The organism is Paenibacillus sp. fava2, from assembly GCF_058313675.1.
The window spans coordinates 1,706,745-1,733,193 of sequence record NZ_CM177755.1; the positions used below are offsets into that span (position 1 = coordinate 1,706,745).

Here is a 26,449-nt window from a genome sequence, read left to right on the forward strand (position 1 = left end):
CTCGATTGAAGAATAACCAATATGATTTGACACGAATCCTGGATTTAATTGAAAAGGGCACAATTACACCCAATGAAGGATATAGGATCATTCAAGAAATAAGTAATACTCACTCCTCAGAGTTCAAGGCTGTCATATTAGATAAACCAAATTCGATACAGGACATTCCGGTCAAAAATGTAACATTGGTTGAACCACAGGGTAAAGAAGTGCAGATATTAGTAAAGGCATTTGCTTTGAATTTTGGCGATTTGCTTTGTGTAAAAGGATTATATCCGACTATGCCCACGTACCCTTTTACCCCGGGATTCGAGGTGTCGGGTGTTGTAATGAAAACGGGCCCAGAAGTAAGCCTTTTCCAACCTGGCGATGAAGTCATTGGTTTAATGGGTTCAATTATGGGAGGACAGCAAAGTGTTGTTAACACTTTGGAGCATTTAGTTGTCCAAAAACCGCAAAACGTAACATTTGAGGAGGCTTGTGCCTTTCCAATTGTGTTCACTACAGTGAAGCATGTATTTGAAGTAGCACAAATCAAGAAGGGGGACAAAGTGCTTATTCATACTGCAGCTGGCGGTATAGGGTTAATTGCTGTTCAAATGGCGCAGCAGCTCGGTGCTGAATGTTTTGTTACAGCCGGCAGTCAGGATAAATTAATATATCTAAAAAATTTGAACGTAGAACATTTGATCAACTATCGTGAGGAGGACTTCGCGGATCGTATTCGACATATCACCGATGGTTATGGGGTTGATGTCGTTATCAATACACTTGCAGGGGATGCCATTCAAAAAGGTATTGATTTGTTAGCACCTGGGGGCCGGTACATGGAAATTGCCCAGACGGGCCTGCATCAATCGGGCAAATTGGATCTGTCTCGCCTGATACATAACCAGACCATCCACAGTGTAGATCTGCGACGACTAGTCTTACAGCAGCCTGAACGGATCAGGTATTTGCTGGAAAGTATGTATAAAGCATTGGCCCGCGGAATAATCCGTCCAACTGTCGGGCAAATATTCACTATGCAAGAACTTCAACAAGCATATCAGTGTTTAGAGTCCCGCAGAAATATAGGGAAAATTGTGGTTATTCCTGAAACGGGAAGTTTTGCTGAGAAGCTGATTCCAGAATATGTAGCCAAGCAGATTACCAAGAACTTGAATACATATGAGGATGATTTGGCACCGCCCTTATTGCCGGACAACACTGCAGCTCAATCAACTTCCAATCAAGAAGTTGCTGTTATCGGGATATCCTGCCGTTTCCCAGGTGCAAAGGATGCAAAAAAATTCTGGGATAATTTATCCCAAGGGTTATCCTCTATACGAAAAGTTCCAGCTGAACGCTGGAAGGCGGAGGATTATTATGATCCTAATCCGCTAACTCTGAACAAAACATCCAGCAAGTGGGGAGGCTTTTTGGATGAAATTGATATGTTTGATGCTCATTTCTTTAATATGTCCGGTAAAGAAGCAGAATTGACGGATCCTCAGCAGCGCCTATTTTTGGAAGAGAGCTGGTCAGCACTTGAAGACGCCGGTTATGCCAACGATTCCGTGTCCAATAAAAAATGTGCTGTCTTTGTCGGTGTTGGTAGTTCTGATTATATGATGAACGTATCGGATGCAGTGGATCCTCAATCGTTATGGGGAACTGAAAGTTCAATTCTCCCGGCAAGAATTTCCTATTTCCTGAATATGAAAGGGCCTAGTGTCGCTGTTAACACTGCCTGTTCCTCTTCGCTCGTTGCGCTGCATCTTGCTTGTCAATCCATTCAGAATGCTGAATGTGAAATGGCAATTGCAGGCGGTGCTTTTATTTCCACTACCCCTTATTTTCATATTGCTGCCAGTAATGCTGGAATGTTATCCCCTGATGGTCTATGTTCCACGTTTGATGAAGCGGCGAATGGCTTTGTTCCTGGCGAAGGGATCGCGGCTATTGTTCTCAAAGACTTAGCAGCTGCCCTTCGTGATGGAGATCATATTTATGGTGTCATTAAAGGGTCGGGAATCAATCAAGATGGAAAGACAAATGGAATCACTGCTCCCAGCACTATTTCACAGACCGAGTTAGAATTGGAGGTATACCGTAAAACGGGCATTAATCCAGGGGATATTCAATACGTAGAAGCTCATGGAACTGGAACTAAATTGGGAGATCCAATCGAGATTGAAGCGCTTAGCAATGCATATCGTCAGTATACGGATAAAAAACAATATTGTCCGATCGGTTCGGTCAAAACGAATATCGGGCATGCATCGGCTGCCGCAGGGATTGCAGGTGTAATTAAAGTTTTGCTCGCCTTAAAAAATCAGCTGTTACCACCCTCATTAAATTATAAACATTGTAATCAGCATATAGATTTGGCAAAAAGTCCGTTTTACGTACTTTCAAAATCGAAAGAATGGAAGACAAGCCCGGACAATACGAGATTAGCAACAGTTAGCTCCTTTGGATTTAGCGGCACCAATGCACACTTATTAATATCCGAAGCCCCCTCTAGAAACTCTGAGCAGGTAATCAAGCCGTTTTATTTGATCCCGTTTTCGGCCAAGTCAAAGTTCGCGCTATACCAGAAAGCTGTAGACTTACTTCAATGGATAAAAGAACACGAAAAGGATGATTCACTCTCCCTCTCTGATATCAGCTATTCACTTGGTGCACGTCGTAAACATTTCTCCTATCGAGCATGTTATGTGGTGCGCAATCTGGAGGAATTAAAGAGAGACTTGGCCCAATTTACGATAGACAATACAGTAAAAATCATTCAGCAGCCAAAAACAGTTGAACTTCAGAGAATACAAAAGCTATCGGAAAGTATAGGATTATCCCAGCAAGATGACTCAAGTGTATTGGTTCAAATGGAGGAATTGGCAAAAGGATATGTTGACGGATACGATCCCCAATGGGATTTGCTGTTCGGAAGAACCCGTCCATCTATGTTATCTATGCCAACTTATCCCTTTGATCGAGAGCGGTATTGGTTTGAAGGCCATAGCAAGAAAAACACTGAACTTTCTTCCCAGGTCCTGCATCCGCTTGTTCACACAAATACTTCTACTTTAGAGGAGCAGACATTTACATCGGTTTTCTCCATTGAGAATCCACTAGTTAGGGATCATGTAGTACAAGGCATACCGATCCTCCCAGCTGCTGCCTATGTTGAGATGGCTCTTGCAGCTGTTCAATTGTCTGCTCAAGAGAATTACGTTGTAGTTAAACATATTGGATGGTTCAAGCCTTTAGTCATTAATAGCAGTATTAAAGTTCATGTGAGTTTATACCCTAAGGAGAGTGACATTGAATTTAATATCTGGAGTGCAAGCTTAGACGATGATGCGCTGAAGAATGAAAGAGTAGTATATGCTTCCGGGGTCCTTATGAGGAATGAATCTATTTCAATTTCTAATCACATTGATGTACAAAAAATTTGTTCTCGTTGCCCCAAGGTGCTGGAGGAACAATCACTGTATAAATGGTTTATGAGCAGTGGCTTTGATTATGGACCGGAATATCAGACCATTGAACATGTTTATATAGGAAAAGATGAAGCGCTTGCTAAGTTCAAATCCACTTTAGCACCAGGCAGTCGGATGACTGATTATCACCTATATCATTCTATTTTAGATGGAGCGCTTCAAACGGTTATGGGAACGATGTATGGAGCGGATAACAATACTGCTTACCTGCCCTTTTCTTTGGACCAATTAAAGGTATTCCAGCCTTCGGAGATTGCTTCTTATGCTTATGCTGTGAAACTGAATAGTTCCTCGTCACAGATTTCTAAATATAATCTGCACCTGATCAACCAAGAAGGCAGTGAAATTGCCCGTTTGGAGGGTCTGATTGTTCGGGCTCATAATACGATCTCTGCACATCCTGATCAAGAAAGCCTATTTTATCATCGTCCCGTCTGGACAAAGCAATCTTTACAGCTTAGTGTGACCAATGAAAATTTCCCTGATGGAGATGTCTTACTACTGGATACAGACTACGTTTTATTTAGAAAGCTGAAAGAAAAGCTTCAAGGGAAACGTGTGATACTCATACAGCCGGGAGATCAATTTGAAGAGATTGAACCTGATGTATACAGACTTGATCTAACCAAGGATAACGGGTACCGGGAGATCTTCGACCGGATCGAAGAACAGGGTGTTCTACCCTCGTTAATTATTCATCATTGGTCAACGTCCGCATTGACAAATGATACGCCTACCTCCGACTTACTGGACAAAGGGCTGTTCTCAGTTGTTAGATTAACACAATGGTTGATGGAAAAAAGAGGGCAATCTATGAAGTCTCCGTGTTTTTTATATGTATACCCTGCTTCAGGAAAACAACCGACTGATGTGGCCATCGGTGGATGGATCCGCACCTTGAGACAGGAGCACCCTGATTATCAATACGCCTGCATAGAGACAGATGGTCAAATGGCATTGGAAGAGCTATGTTTGCAGGAATGGTGTGCCCGCAAGGATAATCAAGTTGATTTTAATAACACCTCAATCCTCTACAAAGACAAGGAACGCTTCATATTACAGCAGAAATCCATATTTTTACAGCCTTTTGAGGTTAAGCCATTTGTACGGGAAAAGGGAGTCTATCTCATTACTGGTGGCATGGGAGCACTGGGTTACATGATCGCTTGTTCAATGGCTGCCCAAGGTCAACAAGTCAAACTAGTCCTGTCCGGTCGATCTCCTGTAACTGATGTAATATCACAAAAATTAGTTGATATTAATCTATCTGGTGGAGAAGCGATATATGTTCAATGTGATATATCCGACTCTGATGAGGTCAAGGATCTGATACTGAAGATCAAGCAGCGTTATGGTGCACTTCATGGTGTTCTGCATACTGCTGGTGTCCTATGTGACGGGTTAATAAAGAATAAAAAGAAAGAAGACATGACGGCCGTTCTAGCAGCTAAAGTTCATGGAACACATTGGCTGGATTTATATACATTAAAAGAACAGCTGGATTATTTTGTCCTGTTCTCTTCATTATCGGCAGTAGTTGGTAACGTAGGGCAAAGTGACTATGCTTATGCCAATGCATTTTTGGATGCGTTCAGTGAAAAAAGAATAGGTATGGAGTTGGAGGGCAGCCGCTCTGGTAAAACATTTGCAGTGAACTGGCCATTGTGGATAGATGGAGGGGGAATGAAAATAGATCAGGATAGCGTTCAGCTTATGAAGGAGAACGGATTGTTCCCGATTACCCGCGAGCAAGGATTAGAAGCACTAAATACGATTTTACAGCAAACATCCGGACAGTGGATTGTACTTGGCAGTGCATCAACTCCTTGGTCTAAATCGGGCAAACGAGTAATTCATCATGCACAGGTGACGAAAAAAATTACGGGAGGTGATAAACAGCTAAGTGAACAACTTACTGATACGTTATTAAAATACTTAATTCAAGTGCTGGCAACGGAAACGAAAATTCATGATTCTAAAATTGTGCCGGACGAACCTCTAGAGACCTATGGAATCGACTCCTCTATGATTGTTAATATGACTCGGGTTTTGGAAAAAAACTTTGGGACACTGTCAAAAACATTATTTTTTGAATATCAGAATCTTAGTTCGTTAGCAACTTATTTTATTGAATATCATGGTGATAAGTTGCAAGAAATGTTTGGTCAGTCCGGAAGAGCTACTGATGAAGTCCCCCAATCCATGGAGACTTATGTACCTTCAAAGCAGCGAATGCGCAATGAAAGACGATTCAAAACAGAGGATAAAACAGAAAAGGAGCAGGAACCCATTGCGATCATTGGAATAAGTGGTCGTTACCCAATGGCAGACACACTAGATCAGTTCTGGAACAATTTGCAAGAGGGAAAAGACAGTGTCATTGAAATCCCGGAAGAGCGTTGGCGCGTTCCCGGCAGTTTGAGCTACAGTAAATGGGGAGGATTTATTCGTGATGTGGATAAATTTGATGCTAAATTCTTCCAGATCTCTCCTCGTGAGGCCGCTCTTATGGATCCTCAGGAACGCCTATTTCTGGAGGTTGTCTGGCATACTCTGGAGGATGCCGGATATACGCGAGACCAGCTGAAATCAAGTAAAACCGGTGTCTATGTTGGTGTTATGTATGGACAATATCAGCTTTTTGGAGCGGAAAATGCAATGCAGGGGGAAGGATATGTTCCAAGTTCATCCTATGCTTCAGTTGCAAACCGGGTATCTTACTTTTTAGATTTGAAGGGGCCAAGTATGGCAGTTGATACGATGTGTTCTTCGTCGTTAACTGCGATCCATTTAGCTTGCAGAAGCCTGAGGTCTGGAGAATGTGAAACGGCGTTGGCCGGAGGTGTTAATGTCTCCATTCATCCTTATAAATACCACTTGTTAAGCCAGGGGAAGTTTGCCTCTACGGATGGCCGTTGCCGCAGTTTTGGAGAGGGGGGAGACGGGTATGTTCCCGGAGAAGGTGTTGGTGCATTACTGTTAAAGCCTCTTGGAAAAGCATTGGAAGACGGCGATCAAATCCACGCTGTGATTCGCGGAACTGCACTTAATCATGGTGGGAAAACCAACGGATTTTCTGTGCCAAATCCAAATGCTCAGGCCGCCTGCATCAAAGAAGCATTGAACAATGCTAACGTTGACCCACGAGAAGTCAGCTATATCGAAGCACATGGTACAGGGACAGCGCTGGGAGATCCTATTGAAATTACAGCTCTACAAAAAGCCTATAGTCAGTATACAGAAGATAAACAATTCTGTGCGATCGGATCAGTCAAATCCAACATCGGGCATCTGGAGTCTGCAGCGGGAATTGCTGGAATTACAAAGATTCTGCTGCAAATGAAGCACAAGAAGATCGTTCCATCACTGCACTCACAAAAGCTTAACCCGAATATTCAGTTCGAACAGACTCCCTTTACGGTTCAGCAGGAACTGAAGGATTGGAGTACAGAGGCTTCACGTATATCGGCAATCAGTTCATTTGGAGCGGGAGGTTCAAATGCCCATGTGATATTGGAAGAATGGAATGAAGAGGACACTGCAGCTTCTAATGCACCCGCACCTTACTTATTTGTTCTTTCGGCAAAGCAGCGAAAAGCCCTTCAGGAAGCTGCAAGACGGTTACATGATTACCTTCAAACACATCCGCAGCAGGACCTGGCATCTATCGCCTGGACTTTGCAATCCGGACGTGAACCGATGCAGGAACGTGTGGCTATTATCGCATCTCACAAAGATGAATTAAGTCATCTGTTGCAATCGTACGCTGACGGAACATCCGGACAAAATACGTTTGAGGGCAGCTTGAAACAGGAAATGTTAATTTCACAAAATACGGGGAAATCGGTAAAGGGATTTATGGAGGCTGTTACTGCGGATCGTGATTTGGAACAGTTAGCCCGTTTGTGGATATCTGGAGTATCCATTCAGTGGGAACTGCTCTATGATGTGCAAAAACCACAGAAGATCTCTCTGCCGTTGTATCCCTTTGAAAAGGAACGGCATTGGATTGAAATACCGAATGGACTTGCCTATTCGAAACAATCCGAAATAAATATTCCAGTCGTAACAATTGAACCTGATCAGGTGAAGCATCACTCCCCTGAAATTAAATGGACTCCCGGCGAATTGCTGTCTAAAGTGACTGATGTGCTCCGCAATTTGGTAGGTGATGTTCTTCAACTGAATCCGGAGCGGATTGATCTTGATGAAAGTCTTACGGATTTTGGTTTTGACTCTGTGACATTAAAAGACCTGGCAGATCGTTTAAGTCAGAAATTCGCTATACCTATAGCACCTTCGATCTTTTTTGAACAAGGCAAACTTAGAAGTCTCGCAAATTCGTTGGTTCGTGATTATGCCGGGGAACTGCATGCCCACTATAAAAGTGAAAATATGCTTCACGATTACAAACCAGAATCATCGGCCCCATTATTGGAACGGAGTAGTGTGGATCAGTTGGACAAGACAAACAATGACTTGAATGCGACTTCTAATGATGCGATTGCTGTCATCGGCATGACGGGGCAGTTTCCTCAGTCCAGCGATCTCCATCACTTCTGGAGACAGATAGAATCCGAAACAGATCTAATAACGGAAATACCCTCTGACCGTTGGGATTGGCGTGCTGTGGCTTCGGAAGATGAAACGTATCAATCCCATTCCCGATGGGGTGGCTTTCTTGACCATGTAGATAAGTTTGATCCACGTTTCTTTCAGATATCACCTTATGAGGCTGAAATGATGGATCCACAGCAGAGACTTGCTCTACAGGCTGTTTGGCATACCTTTGAAGATGCAGGTTATAAACCCTCTGAATTCTCTGGACATCGTGTAGGATTATTTATTGGGGCTCAGTTTCAGGATTATCTGCAGCTTCTCCATGATGACGGCGAACTAAACGCTGTAATGGGAACCGGCAATGAGCTTTCCATTCTCGTGAATCGTATCTCATACTTATTGAATTTTCACGGTCCGAGTGAGCCATATAATACAGCGTGCTCCTCTTCATCCGTTGCTGTACATCGTGCCATTCAATCGATTCGAAGCGGGGAAAGTGAAATAGCCGTAGCTGGAGGGATCAGTCTGATTCTTGCTCCATACGCCATGATCAGCGCAGGGAAGATGGGGATTTTGTCCACTGAAGGTCGGTGCAAAACCCTTGACAAACAGGCTAACGGATATGTTAAAGGCGAAGGAGTTGGGATGTTATTACTTAAACCTTTATCCAAAGCTTTGGAAGACAATGACAACATATACGCTGTACTCAAAGGGTCGGCTGTCAATCATGGTGGAAAGGCGCAGTCTTTAACCGCACCAAATTCAGAAGCCCAAGCGGAAGTGCTAATGACTGCCTATGAAGATGCCGGAATTGATCCAAGAACAGTTGGATATATAGAATTGCACGGCACAGGCACAGAACTTGGTGATCCGACTGAAATTGAAGGAATTAAGAAAGCTTTCAAACGTTTATCGGAAAAAAACGGGAACCTGCTAAAAGAAGAGGCTTTTTGCGGAATAGGATCTGTAAAAACTAATATTGGTCACCTTGAACCTGCATCTGGTATAGCAGGGATTATTAAAGTTATTCTCTCAATGAATCATAGTAAGCTACCTGGTCTTCTGCACTTCAAAGAATTGAATCCTTATGTCAACCTGGATCATTCTCCGTTCTATATTGTACAAAGGACACAGGAGTGGAACAGATTTAAAAACGAACAAGGGAATGAACTACCACTACGGGCTGGAGTAAGTTCATTTGGTTTTGGAGGTGTAAATGCTCATATTGTATTGGAGGAAGCGCCTCAATGCCTTCACTACGAGACAAAAGCTCAAAAAGTTCTTCAAAAAGATAAACTATTTATTTTATCTGCAAAGAGCGAGGAGAGCTTGAAAGAGTACGCTGAAAATTACATCGAATACCTAAAAGAGAAGAGAAATGAAAACTATAGTATTGTAAAAACTTGTGGAGAAAAGATTGCCGGGCATATTAGTGAGATAATTAAAGTGCAAGTAGAGGATCTTGATTGGGATGAGCCGTTTGAGGAATATGGAGTGGGGCAAGAAGAACTAACTCTATTACTTCAGCGTGTGACTGGACGATACGACCTTAACGTTGATGCTTCCCTTCTTCGAGACTATTCATCGATTGTTCAATTGGTGAATTATGTGCTCAGATTCTTAGAAGACAGTTCAGAAGTACGTTCAGATTCATTGGAACAGAGTGGCTTTCTGGCCGACTTGACCTATACATTGCAAGTAGGTCGTGAAGAAATGAACGTACGACTAGCTATTGTGGCTTCAAATGTGACAGAAATAATAGATAAGTTACAACTTTATATAAACAAAATACAAAGTTCAGGCTTATACCTGGGTCAAAAGAAACGCATGAAAGGAACTCAATCTCTTGAGGATCAAAATAATACCGTGAATCCGGCTGATCTCTCCTTAAATACTATTGCTAATCTATGGGTCAATGGAGGATCTGTTGATTGGATACAGATTTCAAACGGGGAGTTCGCGCGAAGAATACCTATTCCAGTGTACCCATTTGCGAAGGAGCGTTACTGGGCTCCTAAGGCAAGCTCGACCATTGTTACATTAGTTAAAGAAATCGCTGTTTCGCAGGAAGCAACTATAGAGCAAGCTCCTAGTTTAGGAGGACAGGAAGAACTGGCTTTGGAACTACGGCATATTATTGCAGATAGACTTAAACTTAAACCAGATGAAATCGAGGATCATGTAGAACTATCAGAATATGGCGTGGACTCCATGTTATCTTCAATGATTGTACAGATTGTACAAGAGCGATTTGGGGAAGCGATTGACTTGGGAATAATCATCGAATACCCAACGATAAAAGATCTTTCCACTTATCTTGCAGAAAGAATCAAACCACAAGTTATGGGCCTAAATACAGCAGTACGTGCTGTTAGTAGCTTTAATAAACCCAAACTGCCGCCAGAGATCATACCTATAAATACGAGAGGGACTAAGCAAATATCGTTCTGGGTACATGGTGCAACTGGCTATCCCAATGTTTTTAATAATTTATCCAAAGCTCTTGGTCCTGATTATCCTTTGTACTCCTTTCTAGCCAAAGGAACAGATGGGAAATCGATTCCGCGAATGTTTGATGAAATGGTTCTGCACTATTTGGAATGTATCAGACTGGTTCAACCCAAGGGACCATACTTTTTAGGAGGCCATTCTTTTGGCGGACTAGTTGCAATGGAGATAGCAAGGAAACTTAAATCCGAGGGGGAAGTCATTCTTCATTTAGTAATGCTTGATACGTATCCAACAACCTCAGAAGTAAATGATCAATTTTATGAGACATATGATTTTGACTTCTTAAAGTTATATTTAGTCAATTCTTTTTTGAAGGTTGACCAAAATCCTTCCCTGGTGATCACATCCAAGGATCTTGAAGGAATTCCAAAAAGATTTCAAGTTGCATATTTAGCAAAACTTGCTAAAGAAAGATCAAATAAGCTGATTGAAGCAGATGAAATTTTTAATTTTATTAAAGGAGGACTTCTTGTATCAGACTTTGCAGAGGAGACCTATCTAGTACACAAGCCGGAGCCTTATGATGCTTCTAACGTAACATTTATTAAAACGACGAAAGGTTTTGTTGGGCCGGATAATAATATGGGATTGCCGGCAGTAGATATTCTTAAAGATTATGATTATTCTCTCTATTGGAAAGAAATTATTAGTACAGAATTAGATATTCTTACGGTAGATAGCGACCATAACGGCTTGTTAGATCATCCTGTTCTTCCCTACGTTTCGGAGAAGATTGAGATGCTTATGGGAATTACTCATGTACCACTCGATATAGATGAATATGGCCGATTTCAAGCGGCTTTTACAAAACTAACAGAGTATGGACACTTTTTATTACTTCGTGCATTTAAAACAATGGGTATATTTAAATCTGCTGGAGAGAAGTACACAAAGGAACAATTGCTTGAGGAACTCAATATTATTCCGGAGTACCATCGTTTGTTTAGTGCAATGATCGGGATTATGGTTCAGAAAGGATGGTTAGAGATTAAGGATGGATTAATATTAACAACGAGAACTCTTCAAAGTAAGACAATTAATAAACAGCTAAATGAGATGGGCCAGATAAAAAGTATTCTTATGAAGGATTATTCAGAAATAAAGTCCTATATTCCTTTGCTTGAGGTTTGCGCCAATGCGTATTCAGATGTCCTTTCGGGAAGAATCGATCATATGAATGTGATTTTCCCGAACGGTTCAATGCAGTATGTAGCAGATGTTTACAAAGGGAACATTCAAACTGATTACTACAATCAATTGTTGGCTCAATTGTTACATGACTCTATACGAAAGCGGCTAAATAAATATCCTCACACTCACATTCAAATCTTAGAAGTTGGAGCCGGAACAGGAGGTGCAAGTGCCTTTATTTTTGACTCTATTAAAGAATTCGCAGCTCAAATTCGTTATGTGTACAGCGATGTTTCTTCAGCTTTCATTCAGTACGGCAGAAAGGAATACGGCAGTAGCTATCCATTCGTTGACTACAGGGTTTTAAATATAGAAAAGAATCCGGAATTACAAGGCTATGAGCCTTATAGTTTTGATTTTGTTGTCTGCAGTAATGTACTTCATACCACTAGTGTTATGGGGAACACATTACAACATATTCATAGCCTATTGAAGGATTCAGGTGAAGTGCTAATTAATGAATTAACCCAGGTCATTGATTACAATACTTTGACTTTTGGATTAACAAGCGGGTGGTGGCTTTATACGGATGAAGATAAGCGAATCAAACATTCACCCTTGCTCAGTACTGAATTATGGAAGGCAGAGTTGAAAAAAATAGGTTTTCACAGTGTTCAAATCTGCGGAACGCCAGATACAAGTGAGGATGAATTGCCGCAAAGTATTATTGTTGGGAAAAACAATAGGAAATAAAATTGGATTGAAGACCTCCTGAATAATAGGGGGTCTTTGTTATTTATTCCTTCAAAAATTAAAATTGGAATAAATTAGGTTGACTTTAGAAGGGGGGGGGGTTAAAATCTTTGTGACTCAAAAAAAAATATAGTCATACATTCATTTAAAAGGGTGAGGTTATGCCAAAAGGCTTTACTGAAAAGGAACGTTTAATTATTCGGGAGAAATTACTGAAGCAAGGCGAGAGTATGTTCATTATTTACGGATTAAAGAAAGCCAATATTGAGAGATTAACCCGAGCTGCCGGTATTTCCAAAGGGGCATTTTATTTATTCTTTAGTTCAAAAGAAGAATTGTATTTGGAAATTCTGGAAAGGTTCCAAAAGGAATTCCGTGAACAGTTACTCTCTCTATCCTTTGAGAATGGAGACAAACCTAAACAAACATTGAAGGCATTTTTTTTGAATGCAATCAGATTAATGGAGAATAACCCGGTCATGAAGAACTTCAGGAAAGAGGATCTGGATTATTTATTTCATAAGCTCCCCAAAGATACGGTTAAGGCCCACTTACTGGATGATAATTCGTTTATTTACGAATTTATTCATCAAAATAAGCAATATTTTCATGATCTTAATCCTAAAGCGATAGCTGGATTATTCCAAGCGATTTTCTTAATTAATTTACACAAAGACGATTTTGAGGAAAGTACTTATAGCCCTATGCTGGACTTATTATTAGAAACTGTTTCGGATCGGTTGATAAAATAAATAAGGACCTATAAAACACTCTAGTCGGAGGAGATCTAATGTATATTCAATTAAAACAGGTGGAAAAAACGTATGAGTCAGGAGAAGTACCTTTTAAAGCCCTTAATGATGTTTCTTTAACCGTTAAAGAAGGTCAAATTGCAGTCATCCTTGGGCCCTCGGGTTCTGGAAAATCCACTTTATTGAACGTATTAGGCGGAATAGACCGGATTAATTCCGGTGAAATTATGGTAGGTCAAACGGACTTAAACAAACTAACTGATAATCAGCTTACAGAATATAGAAGAGACACTGTAGGCTTTGTCTTCCAGTTTTATAATTTGATTCCTAATTTGACAACCTACGAAAATGTGGAAGTTGCTTCAAATATTAGTAAGAATTCTTTAAATACGGATGATGTTCTTGAAGCAGTAGGTATGAAGGATATGAAAAAACGCTTTCCCCGTGAATTAAGCGGAGGGCAGCAACAGAGGATTTCTATTGCTAGAGCGTTGGTTAAGAATCCAAAAATACTTTTGTGTGATGAACCAACAGGAGCTTTGGATTTCGCTACCTCACAAGAAATTATTAAATTACTCATTGAAGTAAATCAAAAGTTTAAAACCACTATTCTCATTATTACTCATAACGAAGCCATAGCAGGAATTGCTCACCGGGTTATTCGATTGCGAAGTGGTGAAATTATCGAAGACAGGTCTAAAAATGAAGAGGAAATTCTCCCTGTAGAGAGGATTGAATGGTAATGATCATCAGACGTAAAATTATTAGAACGATCCGGGAGAATAAATCTCGTTTTATAGGTTCTTTTTTATTGATTACTATTAGTTGTATGCTTTTTGTCGGTTTTAATCTTGCAAGCGGAAGTCTGAGAACCAGTGTGGATTCATTTCTGGAGCAGCATACCATTGATGACGCAAGCTTCTATGTTCAAAGACCCATAGAAAATGTTTCTGAGCTGGAAGATAAGTTCAATGTAACGATTGAAACAAGAAAATCGTATGACCTTGCTTTTGATAGTAATTCGACATTGAGAATCTTTAGTGAAACATCACAAATAGATACGTATTCGATTTTAGAAGGGGAACCATTAGAACACTTAAACGATATGGTAATTGATCCATCCTATGCGAAACAGCATAATCTGAAGATAGGTGAGAATACAACCATTAATGGAAAGCAATATCGGATTACCGGATTTATTACATTACCGGATTTTATGTACTTGGTGAAAGAGGATCAAGACATTCTTGTTAATCCCGAGACCTTTGGAATAGCAGTTATTTCGAACGAAGCCATGAAAGATTTTCCGGATAGTTCAACCTTTTATAGTTTAATTGTTCATGATGACGACATAAAGGCCGTAAAAGATGAAATCAATAATTTGTCAACGATTGTTAAATGGGTTGAACAGACTGATAATATGCGACTGACTCATGTGAATGAAAACATAAAAAGTTTTATTATAGTAGGGAAAATCATTCCGGTTATCATTCTGATTCTCACTTGTGCTCTTTTAGCAATAATAATGTGGAGACTGTTAAGAACAGAATATGTTCAAATCGGTACTTTATATGCCTTGGGTTACAAAAAATCAGAAATCATAAGGCACTACCTGAGTTACTCGTTTGTACTCTCGATATCCGGAAGTATCTTGGGTACGTCGCTCGGTATTTTCTTGGCAAAACCTATTTCATCTTTACTTTTGTTTAAATATAATTTGCCTCATATTGACATTGAACCAGATTATCTTTATTTATGTATTAGCCTTGTCCTTCCTTTTCTATTTTTAATCCCAACCACCTTCCTTGTTGTAAAGATGGCTTTGCGACTTTCTCCGGTAACATTACTTAAGGGGGGAGCCAATAAAACGAAAATAAATTTCTTGGAAAAAAAACTCAACCTGAATTTTTTTAGCTTTAATACAAAATTTAAGATCCGTGGAATTCTCAGAAATATCACGAGGACTTTTATTATGATGATAAGCATCACATTTGCTTCTTTGTTGCTTCTTTTTGGTTTTACAACAAATGACTCTATGGATTATATGATCTACGACAATTATACAAATACTCTCAAATATAATTACAACTATATTTATAATTCATTGCAACAAGATCGTCCCAAAGATGCGGAAATTTTATCATTTGCTCCTTTTGAAGCTGAAAACAACAAGGAGAACTATAATTTCATACTGTATGGGGTTGAAAAAGGCTCCCAGCTGCTTTCTTTAAGAGATGCAGACGGAAATGAGTTAAGTAAAGATAGTGTAGTTATCACAGCATCTTTGGCCAAAAAACTTAATATACAGGAAAGTGAAAGTGTGGCGCTGACGAATAAACTTAACGACTCTACATTTAAATTAAATATTGATTACATCAGCACGGTCTATACTGGAGATATCATCTACATTCCTTTGTCTATGTTCAACTCATTGAACAATTATCCGGAAAACAGTTTTATGGAGGTGATTTCTAAGGAAAAATTAGAAATTGATAAAGCCAATGTGTTGTCTTTCAATGATAAAAGTGAGCTAATCGAAGGGTACCAGACTTTCGTCAAACCTATACGATACATGGTTGGCGTTGTTGCCTTAATTTCTTTTGTTATTGGCCTGATTATTATTTATGTTATTACCACCATGATTATTGAGGAGAATAAGGCTTCCATATCATTACTCAAAATATTAGGGTATAGCAAGCAAAAAATCAGCGCACTGATATTAAACAGTAATATTTTTGTAGTGATTATAGGATATTGTTTATCCATCCCGCTTATTAATCAGCTGATGGAACTATTTTTTAAAGCAGCGTTTCCTAGTATGGCTATTCCAACAAAGCTTGAATTTAAGAATATAGTGATTGGTTTCTTAATTATTTTGGTTACTTACGAAGTGTCGAAGTATTTAAGTAAGAAGAAAGTTATTGAAATTTCAATGGCGGATAGTTTAAAGAGCAGGGTGGAGTGAATTGTCAAGGTTAAGCTACACATTATGAAAGCCGGAACCAGGCGGATGACCTAGTTACCGGCTTTTATCTATACACTTATTGCTCTATTTTCTTCCAAAAAACTTTAAACATCTGCTGTAAGAGCAATAGATGAAAGAGGAGTCCCACAATAAAGAAGAGGGTTATTTTATATATAGAATGATTAACGGCAATGCCTTCAAGATATAGTTTGGCCGGCCAATACGTTGGGAACACACCGGCTATTAGCTGCCAGGGTTCAGGAACAAAATACGCGAAAACCGCTCCCAGAAGAGTCAGTCCAATAATTTTGGAAAAAGCAAGCCCTTCTACTTTATTAGCAGCAAATGTAGCTAAGAACATCGCAAGAATAGGTGTCTCCAATACGAGCAACAGGAGTACTGCGATATTTTCTCGTTCATACTGTGAAACACCGCTGAATAGTAGAAAAACAACTGTCATTATTATGCTGATAGAGGTTGGGAGAATCAGTCGGTAAGCAAGGTAACCATTTTTCATCAAGGGGGTTACTGCATAGATTTCAATCAAATGTTCGTCACGCTCATCCAGGATCAATAAACCCGCTGCTATCCCGGCTAATTGAGGAACAAGTAGCATCAGAAAAACGGTAATAAAACTTGAGTATGAAAGAAGGTAGAAGGACGAGATGGAAGCTATCCACTCTGATAAGGGAACGTAGCCATACTTTACAATAAGCGTGAGCAGAAGCGGACCAAGAGTAATGAGCAGTAGCATAGGGTCTTTTACTGCATTTTGAGAATCTTGCCGAAGCATGGTTATATACTTAAACATGTTTTTCATCTCCGTCCTGTATTCTCACAGTCCCTTCTATTAGGGTATAGACCCACCAGACTGCTAGACCGATCCAAATCAACAGTATGAACACTGCATACAAGAAATCAGATAAATTCAGAGGATGAGAGGCGCCTTCCAATAACATTAACGTTCCTTGAACAGGCAGGACAGCATAGAGAGGTGTTGTAAACAAATTTAAGTAACCCAACACAGGTAATATAAAAACCAGAGAAAATAATTGAGACAGTAGTAAGAAGCTGTTGATCGAACGGCTTTTTATGGCTGCGGCTAAGCCGATTAAGGTGAAAAAAGAAGAGGTCAAAACAATAGCAAGAACAAACTGAACCAGAGACACAGGCCATCCTTCAGAAGTCAGGTGTATAGCAAATGCAACAGCAAGGGATAAGCAGCTTAAAGAAAAACATTTGGCTAGAATGTACTCCAGCGTTTTAACAGGTGTAACAAAAAGGTTTTCAAAAACACCTTGATCTCTCTCCAACAGCAGTATTCCTCCTGCCAGAATCAAACCAAGAGCGCTTGGATCTGAAAAAGTAAGCAGTACCAGTGTCTTTTTCAAATACGCTTCAGGAATAAAGCTAAGTCCCCCAATATAAACAATACAAACAAGCAGATAGACTAAGTACAACCCATGCTTCCACTGGAAGTGAACATCAAAGAGGAATAGTCTCCATATTCTCATACTAGGCTTTCCCCCGTGACATCCATAAAGATTTGATCCAATGTGGCTTCTAAAGAATGCATGGTAACAATTGGTTTAGAACGAATAATCGAGAGGAATTCAATGTTATCTCCAATATCAGTTAAAGGGAATTCTGCCGTTTTCTTTACTCCTTGCATCTGATATTCAATCCTGAGTTTACGCTCTCCGCTTCGAAGCATCAGATTCTTCGGGGAATCAATTAACTTGATTGCGCCGTCCACGACAAAAGCAACTCTGTCGCATAATTGCTCGGCAGCCTGCATGTTATGGGTGGTAAGAATGATTGTCGTCCCAGCGTCTTTACGCTGCTTAATAAGTTTTTTAAGCATATCGGCATTGGTAGGATCCAGCCCAGAGGTAGGTTCATCCAGAAATAATACGTCGGGATTATTCTGCACAGCACGGCAATAATTCAGTCTCATCTTCATTCCTTTTGAAAAGTCTGCAACTTTCATATGTGCAGCTTTCATCAAACCTACTTGCTGGAGTAACTCCATGGGGTCTGAACAACGCTTGCGGTACAGTGACCCGAAATGTCTTAGATTCTCCAGAGCAGTAAAACGGTTATAAAAGTTCGGGAATTCAAACGCAACGCCGACCCGTTCAAAATATTCCGAACCAACCGATTTAACTTCTTGATCTAAAACGACAGCCGACCCATTATATTGTTTTAGCTTGCCAATTAATATATTTTGTGTAGTGCTTTTCCCGGCGCCTGATGGCCCTAAAAAACCGAATATTTCTCCTTTCTTGATGTCGAAATTCAGTCCCTTCAAAACAGGGCTGTCTTGACCTGGATAAGTGTAAGATAGTTCTTGGACTTTAATCATTATTGAATCCACTCCTCTTCTGAGAATAGACCTTCAGCTATGGTAGATATAAGCATTTCAAGTGTATACTCATACACCGTCTCTCCAATTTCCCGTTTATGTAGAGAGAGTAATAAGAGTGAGCGAATCATACTGACAATGATCTCGGGAGAGCTTTTTTGGAGCAACCCTGCTGTTTGCCACTTTTGAATAAAGGGATACAGCATATCTTGATCATGGTTGTAATTACGTTCTAATCGTTCGGGTGGGAGTTTGCGAATTAAGGCTTCAAATTGTTCAGCCAATAAGATTTGGTGGATGATTGGATTTTCCGACATGAGTTTGAAAGATTCCAATAAAAATAACTTGAAAGACTCTTTATTCAGCGACCTCTCTGCTGCGTTCTCTAAAAGAACGGTCCTTATGTGACTTTCTTCAACTTCCAGGAGCTCGAAAAAGAGTTCTTCCTTAGATTGATAAAAGGCATAGAAAGTCCCTGCTGCAATGCCTGCACCTTTTGTTAAGTCCTCTACACTAGTTTTCTTAATTCCATAACGGGTAAAGAGGCTTCTCGAAGATGCAAGTAGCTTTTGTTTTATGTGAGCTTTTTCAATTTCACTGAATTTTTTTGGCATATGCCGCTCCTCTCTTTATGAATTTATGAATAATATTATATTTTATTCATTAAAAATATACAATCTATTACTTTTTAGGATTTTTATTTGAATTTAATGGAAGGGAATTGGAGTTTGTTGTCGAATAATTATTTTATAAAGATATAACAAAGAGGTGATATGATGAGTGATAATAAGATTGAAATGAATAAAAATGAGGCTGCCAAAGTCATCTTTGAGAACTCTCATGGTATATGCAAGAAAGATAATATTGATTTCGAAGTCATGTATACTGATTGTTGCAGTCTTTCTAACTATAAACTTCATTTGGCCTACGAAGGTGACCAATTGCAATTGGTACAGTTTCAATCTACTCACAAAGATAATAGAGAGTCTATTTTTATGGAGAATTATTCAAAACTAATGACTTCAATGTTTATTGAGGACTATATCTATAATGATGTAGAATTTTATAGAAAGTGGTTAGGTGATAATTATGCCTTGGAAGGGTATTCTTTATCACAAAAAATTGTTGAAGCGTTTTTCAATAGATTTTTTACTTAACGGGATACAAATAATCTGAAGAACGACAGCAATTGTGAAGATATGGAGGAACCTTAAGAAAGTCAAGAAGCTCACTTCCTTTGCGGCACAATATATTCAAAACGGAAATCCTGAATGACTGGGAAAAGGCCTTCGTCGGCAGATTCGCCCTTTACTCCAGCGGGGGAGTAAACCTACCAAAAGTACAAGTTTTTAAAAAAAGTTACGCATCAGAAGTTGCACATAAAATTTGCTGTTTTGAAGTTCTGAGGGCTGTTTCAGATTCTCCAATATAAGAAATCTGTCTGCGGTATTTTTGCAAATAGTAATACCTAGGGGCAATCAGTAGGATTGTTGCTAAGAATATGATAAGAATTACAAAGCCACTGAGACCAAAACGATAAGTTCATTTTCATCATCAGGTGGAATCGAATCTTTTAGCCTTACACTTGAAGCTGAATCACAAATTACCAGTGTAGTGGTAAAGGCAAGCTTCGATGAGACAGTTGCAACAATGTTCGTGTTTGATGGTAATATTTGATGTGGTAAGAGCGTAAGCCAAATAAATATTATTCAGATGAATTTCCTGAATGGGCACAAAAAATCCAAAATTACAGATTATATAAACCGCAAAAGTAAACCAATTCGAATCGGATCGATCGTAATTGGTTTATTTTTTGACATCGCATCGTGTCCATAACCTCAAAAAATCCACAATACAGGGGAAGACATGGAGGACCTCATCTCCATCGGCACTATCGGGCTGATCAAGGCCATCGAGAGCTACCGCCCGAATAAAAGCACGAAGCTCGCCACTTTTGCCGCCCGCTGTATCGAGAATGAAATCCTCATGCATTTGAGATCGCTTAAAAAAACCAAAAAGGATGTATCCCTGCATGATCCCATCGGGACGGATAAGGAAGGCAACGAGATTACGCTGATCGATATCCTCGGCTCCGACGCAGATGATATTGTGAAGGAAGTGGATCTTAAGATCGAGAAGAGCAGGATTTATCGTAATCTAGATATTTTGGATGACCGGGAAAAAGAGGTGGTCGTCGGCCGCTTCGGCCTGGACATCGGTGGAGAAGAGCGGACGCAGCGGGAGATTGCGAAGGAGTTGGGGATCTCGCGGAGTTATGTGTCGCGGATTGAAAAGAGAGCACTCATGAAGCTGTATCATGAGTTTTATAAGGTGAAGCGGAGAGTATGAAAAGATCAGTGTAAAAGGAATTCTCTAAAATGAGTACAGCATTGGGAAAGCGACTTGTCTGCGGATGAGTTGCTTTTTGATTTAGTAGGGAGAACGTATATTGCATCTTTAGGAAAAATACTTTTGAGTGTAGGCTTATGGCAACTATTATAAGTCGAAGGCAAGGTGTCAGAGAGGAAATGTGAAGACAAGGAGATAAAATGTAGACTTATCTTGGGAATTATTAATCATTTCCAGTTCAGAGGGTAATGAACAGTATGGATATGATGTAAAAGTCGGACGATACAGCTGTCAACCGCTTCGAGCCCGCACACAGATACAATGGAATATAGCTATGATGGCGCTAACCAGCTGAAGCAAGTGACCCGCAACGGCTTCACAACTAGCTATAGGTATGATGGCGACGGTCTGATGCGTGAAAAAAATGATGGCGGCACAACCCGCTATTACTATGACGGAGAGAATATTATCGCAGAAGGAAGCGTATCCGGAAGTACTGTCAACTTCAAAGGCCGCTGTGTCCGCGGACTGCAGATAATCAGCATGAAGAACCAATGGGGAAAGTGGATACTACCTCCAGAAACGGGCATGGGGATGTAGTCAATCTGTAAAGACAGGATCAGACCCTCCTGAACACCTACGATTATGATATTTGGGGTAATCCTACTGTAAAAGAAGAAGTAGGTCAATACTCGAACCCGTTCCGCTACTCCGGGGAGTACTGGAATGAAGGAGAACGTCTGCAGTACCTCCTTGCATGCTGGTATGATCCGAGTGTCGGAAGATTTATCACAGAGGACAGCTGGGAAGGTGAGACTGAATCATCCGGATAGCCAGAATCCGTATATTTATGTGGTGAATAATCCGCTTAGATGGATCCGAGTGGAGAATTTCCTGCTTGGGCTGCCCTGTTAGCCTGGAACACGCTTGGAAGTGGTGCGATAGCCTTTTTTGCTGAAATAGCAAATGGTGGAGAGATAAAGGATGCTGCGTATGATGGGTTAGGAACAGCAGCTGGAGAAGTCGTAACAACAGCATTGGAGTTATTAGTTCCACCAAACCCGATTTATATTGAAGTGCGTATATCAAAAACGGAGAGACTGCATTTTTCGCCGATGCGATAATTAGCACACATTAAGAACGCTTATTTATTAAGCTATTAATTTTGAGGGTTTCTTTCAACAACAAGTAGAAAGAAATCCTAGGAATTTTAAAAGGGGGTTAGCGAGAGTATGCCAAGAATTGAAGTTGGTTTGATTGCTCTTGCTATTTTTATAGTTTGTGCTAATTGTTGGAGAATATTATTTAGATGGAAAGAGGAATTGAATAACATTAGTTTCGAAGAAAAAGGAAGCGAACCTCGGATTTATAGGATTCATCCATTGATGTTTTTAGCGCCAATATTGATTATTGGAGTTATGGCCAGCTTTATTATAGCGTGGAATGATGATTTAAATTTAGTGTTAGTCAGTGGCGCCTTTATGATTGGAGCAATCTTATTGCTGATTTATCTTCCGACAACGAAGGTTGTATTATCCAAGTCTGAATTACAATATAAATCGGGTTTTAAAACTTATATAATAAATATCAATCATATTAAGAACATTTCCCGAGATCCATATTCGATAAAAATCAGTTTAGCTTCAGGTGAAGTAATATCTATTACCTCGGCATTATATAAAGCAAAAGAATTATATTTTTATGTAAAAGCGATTAGTAAATAAGCATTTCATTATAAAAGGAGGAACTGCGGGCTTTGACTAGACTCTTGGCTTCATTATTTTCTGCTTTACTTCTGTCACTTGTTTTCACAATGGTCAGCCAAAATAATAATACAGATGATAACGTTCTGTACTATTCATTCATGAATGAATTTTTAATGGTTTTTTGTTCATGCTCTGCATTTATTTATTTTTAGTAACTCCTGTTTCATTATTTATAGATAAAATAATCATAAATCGCAGTATCATTGTACACTTCCTTCTATATTTTTTTATTGGTGCTCTACTTGGTTTATTAATTCTTTTGCTCAATTCTGCGAATGATGTGTATGCTTCATTACAGTAAATATTACTTTTCGGATTGGGTGCGTTTGTATTCTCCTTATTTATTTATATATTTGTTTTCATTAATAACAAATAAACAAAAATGATGAATATATTAAGCCTCATTTCACTTTTGTTCACCAGCTACATTGAAGATAAGAGGAAGACTTTTACAACATTCACTTCATTAAATTAGTTTATATAATTCTTAAAGACTGCGCCAGCAAGATCAGCGCTGTCTTTTTCATTTTTTACAAAAAAATGTGGATAACTCCGAAGAAGAAGGGAGGGGGATGAACGTGAAGAGGCAGGAGACATGGAGTCATTCGTCAGATTCTAAAAGATCACTTTCATGGATTCATGGAAATGCACGGTCATCACTTGCTTGAAGGACTTCGCAGTAGTATTACAGAAACGGTAAATAAAGCGATACACTGTGGCACGCGGGGTCTGAGATATGCGAGATACGATTGCCATTGCCGAATCTGGTTTTGAACGTTGGTAGAAACAGGGGAAACGAATGGACCATCCTGCGGTTCGGAAGACGCAAAAAACAATGCGGAATTGAAAAGAGGAAATCGTTAATTACCATTGTTGCAGATTAACGAATGCCACGGTCGAGGGGCGGCGGCACAATCGCATAAAAGCATTCCAAAGTCGCCATTACTTCACACGAAATCGTAACCGCTACCAAGACGACATTCTTCTGGAATGCAATCGGCACCGCCTGTTGCTCTAATCGTCAAGCATTAAGGTTGAGTCATAAAAGAAAGTATTTATGTGCTTTAATTTTTAAGTGTATAACAAATAAACCTCTCAATTATACGGGAGGTTTATTTGTTATACAAAATGTAGAGCTTCGCCAGAGTCAATCGGTAGCGATCCCTTTTTCTTGATAATTTTAATCGGTTGCGCTGTGCCGACACGCGGATGAGGATTTGTGGCGATATGATATGTCAAATCATCTTTTACATAACACAGTCCTGGCTTGGTCTCCCACTTTTCACCGGCTTCATTAGAGGTATTTGCCTTGCTGGACAATACTCTGCCGTCTTTTCCTACGACCTGTACAATCCCTGTAGATTGTCTACCAGATTCATGAGATACATCCAACCCAATAAAACAATCTGATGATAGGGATGAATTTAAGATCCACAGTTGAATGCCCGATTTAGAATAAAGTCCTAATAATAGATTTCCTAGAATGTAGTCATTAGCTTTTTGATGAGTTTCTAAAGTTATGAACTGAGTTGGTACTGAGGAATTCCATCCGAACTCCTTCTTTACCAAGTCATAATCCGCAATACCATATTTTCCATATTTTAACTATATAATATATCCCATGCGACATCTACAAGCATCTTGAAATAAGACTTCTAAGAAAGAAATTATAAAATTACAAGATGATTTGACATCGTATCGTGTCCATAACCTCAAAAAATTCGACAACACCGGAGAAGATATGGAGGATCTGATCTCCATCGGTACGATTGGGCTGATCAAAGCGATTGAGAGCTACCGTCCGAACAAGGGTACTAAGCTCGCCACATTTGCGGCCCGATGTATCGAGAATGAGATATTGATGCACCTCCGCTCGCTGAAAAAAACACGGAAAGACGTGTCTCTCCACGACCCGATTGGGACGGACAAAGAGGGGAACGAGATCACGTTGATAGATATCCTCGGGTCGGAGACGGATGATGTGATTAAGGAAGTTGACCTTAAAATCGAAAAAAGCAAAATCTACCGCAATCTCGATATTCTCGATGAACGGGAGAAGGAAGTCGTGGTCGGGCGGTTTGGGCTTGATACAGGCGGGGAAGAGCGGACGCAGCGGGAGATTGCCAAAGACCTCGGCATTAGCCGGAGTTATGTTTCGAGAATTGAGAAAAGGGCGCTGATGAAGCTTTATCATGAGTTTTATAAGGCGAAGCGGTGAGAGGAAAAGATATAGTGCCAGTAACAATAAGAGTAACTTATCTGCGGATGAGTTGCTTTTTTATTGTTGACCCACTCAATATAAAAAAACTTATGTCCAAAAAATAAGCAGCTACATAGATTGAACTAATAATATTGCTGTTTTGGGATTGCATGTGACTCCAGAGAATATTTGGACTTCCAGTCGCTGCCCTTCTGCAGATTTCTTGATCATACCCGCTGTTCGCGGTGAAATCCGCAGACAAAGGCAGTCGCTACCGCTCCTCCAGTTCTAAAATTCTCCTCCACCACTCTTTCCTTAACATAAATTCTTAAGTTCAATCTATATAGTCATAAAAAAGCGCATACAAAACTCCCTCTCTAATCGCTACAATCTGTGTAGCTTACGAAATTTAATACACCAGGAGGTTGGATTTGTTGAGAAGAAATAAGATGCGCACGTTACAGGAAATAAACAGGCATAGCGTTCGGGGCTACTTAGCTACTTTACTGATTTTGGTGTTAAAGCTGACCTACTGGCCAGCATCTGTGCAGGCTTATTCGTCCGGCAGTCAACTTATTTTCCTGCTCTTACCGTAAACAATCCTGGGACCACTTTGAATGCTGCTCAATTGTCTGGACTAATGGACAATAACACAGACTAATCCGGGCGATCTGAAGTCCCCCAATAACACGTATGTAAGGAAATAACCACCCCCCGGACAGCATTGAAGACATTAAAGCACGTTTTTATGTCGCAAAGATTTTCCACAGAAAAATACGGTTGGAGCGCTCTTTGAGAAAACAAACTTTACTGATACGAATGCAGAAAGTACAGCCGTTGAGGTTTATCCAGGGAATAAATTTATTCGTGATTCTCAAATCAATAATGCGATTGGCATTAATGAAAACGCAGCAAATCCAGAACGTATGCTTATGTTTATGAATCTGCTTACCACTGACAGAGAGGTTTATGATTTGTTCAAGTACGGCATTAAAGATTAAACGTATTCGCTGGATGAGAATGGTGTAGTGGGCTGTGCTGCCAGGTATGATCCTTCGAAGTCGCTTTAGCAGAACTGGTTTGATTGGGGATTCCTTAGAGCTGATTTAAGAGACCAACTCTTGCCCGTCCTTAGAAAGCTATCGACAAGGGAATTGCATTTGTTGAGTAACCAAACATTATTGTTCTCCTGTAGCAGGTTTCGTACTAATAACGGACAATATCAAAACCAAGCTGGCTGCACGTGCTCAGCTGATTTCAGAAGAGGGCAAACTTCTGCTGGTCGGTATCATTAAAAATAATGATATTGATGCTGCAATTAATAGCTATATCAAAAAACAGAAGAAGGCTGGCCTGAATAAGGTTCTTGCCAATATTCAAAAACAGGAAAATGATTTTATTAACAAATAATGGTGTAGTATATTGGGCTTTGCCTACTCTTGAAACCATTTTACCTGGGAAACTTAGTAGGTTCACTTTTTTTGGGATATATATTCAAATTTAATAATAATGGAAAATAAAAGAAACAAAATTCAATTGTTTGGGTATATATATGTAGTTGCCTTTAAGTTTCTTTAGAAGACTAATAGAAGGGAGGACAAATTGAATTCAA

Annotated in this window: 15 protein-coding genes and 3 pseudogenes; 13 read left to right on the forward strand and 5 right to left on the reverse strand. The window is 39.8% G+C overall.

What is annotated here, in order from left to right; all coding sequences use genetic code 11:
* Positions 1 to 5 precede the first annotated feature (5 nt).
* From AC4G46_RS07415 to AC4G46_RS07430, 4 genes are all read left to right on the forward strand, one after another.
* On the forward strand, positions 6 to 12,440 hold the full coding sequence (locus AC4G46_RS07415) for an SDR family NAD(P)-dependent oxidoreductase (protein WP_491127357.1): 12,435 nt from the start codon (positions 6 to 8) through the stop codon (positions 12,438 to 12,440).
* A 161-nt stretch (positions 12,441 to 12,601) separates the two neighbouring features.
* On the forward strand, positions 12,602 to 13,192 hold the full coding sequence (locus tag AC4G46_RS07420; protein WP_491127358.1) for a TetR/AcrR family transcriptional regulator: 591 nt from the start codon (positions 12,602 to 12,604) through the stop codon (positions 13,190 to 13,192).
* Positions 13,193 to 13,230: 38 nt separating this feature from the next.
* Positions 13,231 to 13,935, forward strand: a complete 705-nt coding sequence (locus AC4G46_RS07425) for an ABC transporter ATP-binding protein (RefSeq protein ID WP_491127359.1) — start codon at positions 13,231 to 13,233, stop codon at positions 13,933 to 13,935.
* A complete protein-coding gene (locus AC4G46_RS07430) occupies positions 13,935 to 16,157 on the forward strand; it encodes an ABC transporter permease (RefSeq protein WP_491127360.1) in 2,223 nt (740 codons plus the stop codon). Before AC4G46_RS07425 ends, AC4G46_RS07430 begins: the two co-directional genes overlap by 1 nt.
* Positions 16,158 to 16,233: 76 nt before the next feature.
* Here AC4G46_RS07430 and AC4G46_RS07435 read toward each other — a convergent pair whose 3' ends face one another.
* The 4 genes from AC4G46_RS07435 to AC4G46_RS07450 are packed head-to-tail and all read right to left on the reverse strand — an operon-like array spanning position 16,234 to position 19,136.
* Positions 16,234 to 16,968, reverse strand: a complete 735-nt coding sequence (locus AC4G46_RS07435) for an Rv2686c family ABC transporter permease subunit (RefSeq protein ID WP_491127361.1) — start codon at positions 16,966 to 16,968, stop codon at positions 16,234 to 16,236.
* Positions 16,961 to 17,671 carry a fluoroquinolone export ABC transporter permease subunit gene (locus AC4G46_RS07440; protein WP_491127362.1) on the reverse strand — a complete coding sequence of 237 codons (711 nt, stop codon included), beginning with the start codon at positions 17,669 to 17,671 and terminating at the stop codon, positions 16,961 to 16,963. Before AC4G46_RS07440 ends, AC4G46_RS07435 begins: the two co-directional genes overlap by 8 nt.
* Positions 17,668 to 18,522: an ABC transporter ATP-binding protein gene (locus tag AC4G46_RS07445; protein WP_491127363.1), complete on the reverse strand. Its 855-nt coding sequence runs from the start codon at positions 18,520 to 18,522 to the stop codon at positions 17,668 to 17,670. Before AC4G46_RS07445 ends, AC4G46_RS07440 begins: the two co-directional genes overlap by 4 nt.
* A complete protein-coding gene (locus AC4G46_RS07450) occupies positions 18,522 to 19,136 on the reverse strand; it encodes a TetR/AcrR family transcriptional regulator (RefSeq protein WP_491127364.1) in 615 nt (204 codons plus the stop codon). Before AC4G46_RS07450 ends, AC4G46_RS07445 begins: the two co-directional genes overlap by 1 nt.
* 162 nt (positions 19,137 to 19,298) lie before the next feature.
* Between AC4G46_RS07450 and AC4G46_RS07455 the strand changes: the two genes are divergently transcribed.
* The 7 genes and pseudogenes from AC4G46_RS07455 to AC4G46_RS07485 all read left to right on the forward strand — a co-directional run.
* Positions 19,299 to 19,679 (forward strand): hypothetical protein, encoded by a 381-nt coding sequence (locus AC4G46_RS07455; protein WP_491127365.1) that lies wholly within the window; start codon positions 19,299 to 19,301, stop codon positions 19,677 to 19,679.
* Positions 19,680 to 20,361: 682 nt separating this feature from the next.
* Positions 20,362 to 20,871 (forward strand): annotated as a pseudogene (gene sigK / locus AC4G46_RS07460) (RNA polymerase sporulation sigma factor SigK); the annotation flags it as partial.
* A 321-nt stretch (positions 20,872 to 21,192) separates the two neighbouring features.
* Positions 21,193 to 21,471: a hypothetical protein gene (locus AC4G46_RS07465; protein ID WP_491127366.1), complete on the forward strand. Its 279-nt coding sequence runs from the start codon at positions 21,193 to 21,195 to the stop codon at positions 21,469 to 21,471.
* A gap of 50 nt (positions 21,472 to 21,521) precedes the next feature.
* Entirely contained in the window at positions 21,522 to 21,704 is a 183-nt protein-coding gene (locus AC4G46_RS07470) for an RHS repeat-associated core domain-containing protein (protein WP_491128812.1), read from the forward strand.
* 39 nt (positions 21,705 to 21,743) lie between these two features.
* Complete coding sequence (locus AC4G46_RS07475; RefSeq protein WP_491127367.1) at positions 21,744 to 21,995, forward strand: hypothetical protein; 252 nt, start codon at positions 21,744 to 21,746, stop codon at positions 21,993 to 21,995.
* 108 nt (positions 21,996 to 22,103) lie between these two features.
* Positions 22,104 to 22,595 (forward strand): hypothetical protein, encoded by a 492-nt coding sequence (locus AC4G46_RS07480; protein ID WP_491127368.1) that lies wholly within the window; start codon positions 22,104 to 22,106, stop codon positions 22,593 to 22,595.
* Positions 22,596 to 23,394: 799 nt separating this feature from the next.
* A pseudogene (locus tag AC4G46_RS07485) lies at positions 23,395 to 23,655 on the forward strand (transposase); the annotation flags it as partial.
* Positions 23,656 to 23,756: 101 nt separating this feature from the next.
* On the opposite strand, the gene AC4G46_RS07490 reads toward AC4G46_RS07485, so the two are convergent.
* Complete coding sequence (locus AC4G46_RS07490; protein ID WP_491127369.1) at positions 23,757 to 24,206, reverse strand: Piwi domain-containing protein; 450 nt, start codon at positions 24,204 to 24,206, stop codon at positions 23,757 to 23,759.
* Positions 24,207 to 24,303: 97 nt separating this feature from the next.
* Between AC4G46_RS07490 and sigK (AC4G46_RS07495) the strand changes: the two genes are divergently transcribed.
* Complete coding sequence (gene sigK, locus AC4G46_RS07495; protein WP_491128813.1) at positions 24,304 to 24,855, forward strand: RNA polymerase sporulation sigma factor SigK; 552 nt, start codon at positions 24,304 to 24,306, stop codon at positions 24,853 to 24,855.
* 1,182 nt (positions 24,856 to 26,037) lie between these two features.
* Positions 26,038 to 26,247, forward strand: a pseudogene (locus tag AC4G46_RS07500) (DUF3502 domain-containing protein); the annotation flags it as partial.
* Between the last annotated feature and the right edge of the window lie 202 nt (positions 26,248 to 26,449).